This window comes from Flavobacteriales bacterium (genome assembly GCA_013001705.1).
Lineage (GTDB): Bacteria > Bacteroidota > Bacteroidia > Flavobacteriales_D > JABDKJ01 > JABDLZ01.
In genome coordinates, this window is the sequence record JABDLZ010000108.1 from 1 (window position 1) to 3,906 (window position 3,906).

The 3,906-nt window shown below is 53.0% G+C and carries 4 protein-coding genes; 1 reads left to right on the forward strand and 3 read right to left on the reverse strand.

Going from position 1 to position 3,906, the window contains the following annotated elements; genetic code table 11:
- Nucleotides 1-93 precede the first annotated feature (93 nt).
- Both HKN79_04465 and HKN79_04470 read right to left on the reverse strand, forming a co-directional pair.
- Entirely contained in the window at nucleotides 94-1,191 is a 1,098-nt protein-coding gene (locus HKN79_04465) for an acyltransferase (protein ID NNC82809.1), read from the reverse strand.
- On the reverse strand, nucleotides 1,188-2,366 hold the full coding sequence (locus HKN79_04470; GenBank protein ID NNC82810.1) for a proline dehydrogenase: 1,179 nt from the start codon (nucleotides 2,364-2,366) through the stop codon (nucleotides 1,188-1,190). Before HKN79_04470 ends, HKN79_04465 begins: the two co-directional genes overlap by 4 nt.
- Nucleotides 2,367-2,463: 97 nt before the next feature.
- Between HKN79_04470 and HKN79_04475 the strand changes: the two genes are divergently transcribed.
- Nucleotides 2,464-3,738, forward strand: a complete 1,275-nt coding sequence (locus tag HKN79_04475; protein ID NNC82811.1) for a tyrosine--tRNA ligase — start codon at nucleotides 2,464-2,466, stop codon at nucleotides 3,736-3,738.
- A 1-nt stretch (nucleotide 3,739) separates the two neighbouring features.
- On the opposite strand, the gene HKN79_04480 is transcribed toward HKN79_04475, so the two are convergent.
- The coding region (locus HKN79_04480; GenBank protein ID NNC82812.1) for a CBS domain-containing protein at nucleotides 3,740-3,906 on the reverse strand (167 nt) is incomplete at its 5' end.

Consider the following 3,906-nt stretch of genomic DNA (forward strand, 5'->3'; position numbering starts at 1 on the left):
CCCTTACAGCGGCCAGAGAAGCGGCTGCTCCGGAAGACCTTATCCTCATAACCGGAAGCGTGTTCGTAGTGGCCGAGGCCCTTTCCGATTGATTCAAGCACCGGACTTCCCCCAACGATCTCGCAGATCCATCATTGGCCGCTCCCACAGGGCATAGAGCACGGTACTGAAGAGGAACACGACCACCCAATAGATGGCATACCACAAGGCCTCTTGGCTCACCGTCTCTGGGAGGAAATGCGTCTTGATGACCTGCGCTACCAGACCGAGATTGACCAAATACATGCTATAGGAGATCAAGGAGATGAAGGTCAGGCTGCGACCGAGCCAACCGATCCTGAAGTCCTTGACGGATGAGGCCCAGGGTAAAAGCAAGGCACAACTCAGCGAGAGCAGGCTCAGCGCAAAGACCTGCCCATAGAGCGAGGACCAACCTCCGCCCCAGATTCGGTCAGCCAGATATAGTGCCACTCCGAGGATAAGTGCTGGCCATTTGATGCGGGTCCAGAAGCGACTGTGGAAAGCACTCAGGTAGGCACCTAGCACACCGAACATGATCGCATCCAGTCGGCTCAATACGACCTTACGGAAACGGACATCCCACCAGAAATAATCACTGGGGGGCTCCAATATCCAATAGCGATAGGCGATGGAGAAGACGATGAGCATCAGGGAGGAATAGAGGATGGCCTTTTTAAGTCCAAGAAGTCGGTGTAGCAGGATGATCAGAATAGGGGAAATGAGATAGAACCATTCTTCGATACTCAGGCTCCAACTCTCCCAGAAGAACCCATAAAAGGAGTCGGAGAAGTTCTGCACGAAGAGGAAGAACTCCCAGCCGAAATACTCCATCTTATTGTCGTTCCAACCCCAGTGGACCCAGAGTACATTCAGGATGAGGATCAAGTAGTAATTGGGTAGCGTACGGAACCACCTTCTCTTCCAGAAATGTAGCAAGGAACCCAGCCCCATGCCCTCTTCTCTTTCTATGGTGCGTATAAGGATACCCCCAATGAGGAATCCGCTCAATACGAAGAACAGCTCCACCCCATCGGGCAATGGGATGTAGGGCAGCGTATCGAAAAGTCGGTCGATGAAGATGCCACCGTGGGAGCGCACCACCAGTAGGATGGCAATGGCCCGCATCACATCCAATCCATAGATGCGCTTGGAGTAGTCCACCTGGATCACCGGCCTTTCCTTCGTGCGATCTCCTGTTGGATGAGACTGAGCTCACGCCCGGTCTGTCCAGCAGCAGAACTGTTCTCCTCGGCCCTGCGGATGAGATAGGGCAGCACTTTGCGCACAGGACCGTAGGGTACGTATTTGGCCACATTGTAGCCGGCATCGGCCAGATTGTAGGAGATGTGATCGCTCATCCCATAGAGCTGGGCCGACCATATACGTCTATCCTTCTTAGAGATACCATGCTCGGCCATGAGATCGACCAGATACATGCTGCTCTTCTCATTGTGGGTCCCACAGACCAGTGAGATGCTATCGATGTGCTGCACGCAGTACTGGAGGGCCGCATCGAAATCCCGGTCCGTAGCAGCCTTATCTGGCTGGATGGGACTCGGATAACCCCGCTCTTCGGCCCGGTCGCGTTCTTTCTCCATGTAGGCACCTCGCACGATCTTGACACCGAGAATCCATCCCTGTGCTTGCGCTCGCTGATGAATCCGCTTGAGATAGTTCAGTCGGTCATGACGGTACATCTGTAGGGTATTGTAGACGATGGCCTTCTCCTTGTTGAAGCGGCTCATGAATCCCTCCACCACCTGATCGGCCGCATCCTGCATCCAACTCTCCTCTGCATCTACCAGCACGGGAGTGCCCGCCTCAGCTGCTCGGGTGAAGATGCGCTCCATGCGGTCCAGACAGGATTTCCAGGCCAGTTTCTCATGATGCTCTATCTCCAATCCGGCACTGTGCTTGACCCACAAGGTGATACTACCCACTGCCGTAGGTTTGAACACACAGAAGGGCACCATCTCCACTGCCGCAGCGATATCCACGGTCTGTAGTATCTCCTCGGTGCCTTGGTCAAAGCTGGCCTCATCGTCCTGTCCTTCTACCGAATAATCCAGTATGGTCCCGATGCCCGCTGCGCTGAGTTCATCGGTATTATCATCTGCTTGTTTGGCAGTCTCACCTCCTACGAATTGGGCGAAGATGGTTTTCTTGATCAGCCCTTTGATGGGTAGGTGAAGGGTCAAAGCAAACTGAGTGAGATGCTTAGCTATGCTCACCATCCAGGGGCGCGAGACCAAAGTGAAGAGCCAGTAGGCCTTCTTCAGCTCGGCATTGCTCTTATGGGCAAAGGCCTTCTCGGTATTGGAAAAGGAGATCGGTCGATCGCTCATGGCGGAGCAAATTAACTATAAAGGGGTGGTATTAGGAGTGATTACTTCTCAGATCTGATGCTTTGACAAGAATACCGCCATCCTATCTTTACGCCCCATGAACAACCTGGTCGAAGAATTGAGCTGGCGGGGCATGATCCACGATATCATGCCGGGTACGGAAGAACAACTGATGAAGGAGATGACGGCAGCCTATGTGGGATTCGACCCTACGGCCGATAGCCTGCACATCGGTAATATGGTGCCTATCATGCTCTTGGTCCATCTGCAGCGCTGCGGTCATAAGCCCATCGCTCTGGTGGGTGGGGCCACAGGGATGGTAGGTGATCCGAGTGGCAAATCGGCCGAGCGACAATTGCTCTCCATCGAGGATATCCAACACAATCTGGACTGCCAGAGGAAGCAACTGGAGCAATTCCTGGATTTCGACTGCGGGGAGAACTCGGCCGAGGTGGTCAACAACTACGATTGGTTCAAAGAGATGAACTTCTTGGATTTCATCCGTGATGCAGGTAAGCACATCACCATCAACTACATGCTGGCCAAGGACTCGGTCAAGTCCCGACTGGACACGGGAATGTCCTTCACCGAATTCAGCTATCAGCTCATCCAAGGCTTTGACTTTTACTGGCTCTATGCGCACAAGGGTGTCAAGCTGCAGATGGGAGGAAGTGACCAATGGGGCAACATCACCACTGGCACGGAATTCATCCGCAGGAAGGCCGGTGGGGAGGCCTTTGCCCTGACCGCTCCTTTGATAAAAAAGGCAGATGGAAGCAAGTTCGGCAAATCCGAAGGTGGCAATGTCTGGCTGGATCCCGAGAAGACCAGCCCCTACAAATTCTACCAGTACTGGATCAATAGCTCCGATGAGGATGCCGAAAAATACATACGGGTATTCACCCTTCTGGATAAGGAGAGCATCGAAGCCCTGGAAGCAGAGCATACAGAAGCTCCTCATCAACGTGTCCTTCAGAAAAGATTGGCCGAGGAGGTGACCACCATGGTACACGGCAAGGAAGCTCTGGAATCGGCCATTGCAGCGAGTCAGTTGCTCTTCAAAGGAGGGCTTGAGGACCTCAAGAAGGTGGATGAACAGACCTTCTTATCCGTATTTGAAGGAGTACCTCAGGCAGAAGTCCCGAGGATACAACTCGATTCTGGTCTATCCATCATCGATGCCTTGGCCGGGGAGACCGGTTTTCTGAAATCCAACGGTGAGGCCCGTAGAGCCCTCAAGGAGAACAGCATCAGTGTCAACAAGGAGAAGGTGGATGATGGGAAGATGCTCGATGCAGATGACCTGCTCAATGAGCGCTACATCCTGCTACAGCGTGGGAAGAAGAACTATTACTTGTTGAAAGTGGAGTGATCTACCAAGTATTCCGGCTAAGCTTCATCACGGCTTTCAGTACATCTTTCTGCGAGATCTGACCGATGAGCTTCCCCTCTTCCAATACGGGGAACCTTCGGATCTTCATATCTAAGAACTGCTTGGCTGCTTCGAAGATGTCCTTATCGGGCTCAATGGTCTTGACCT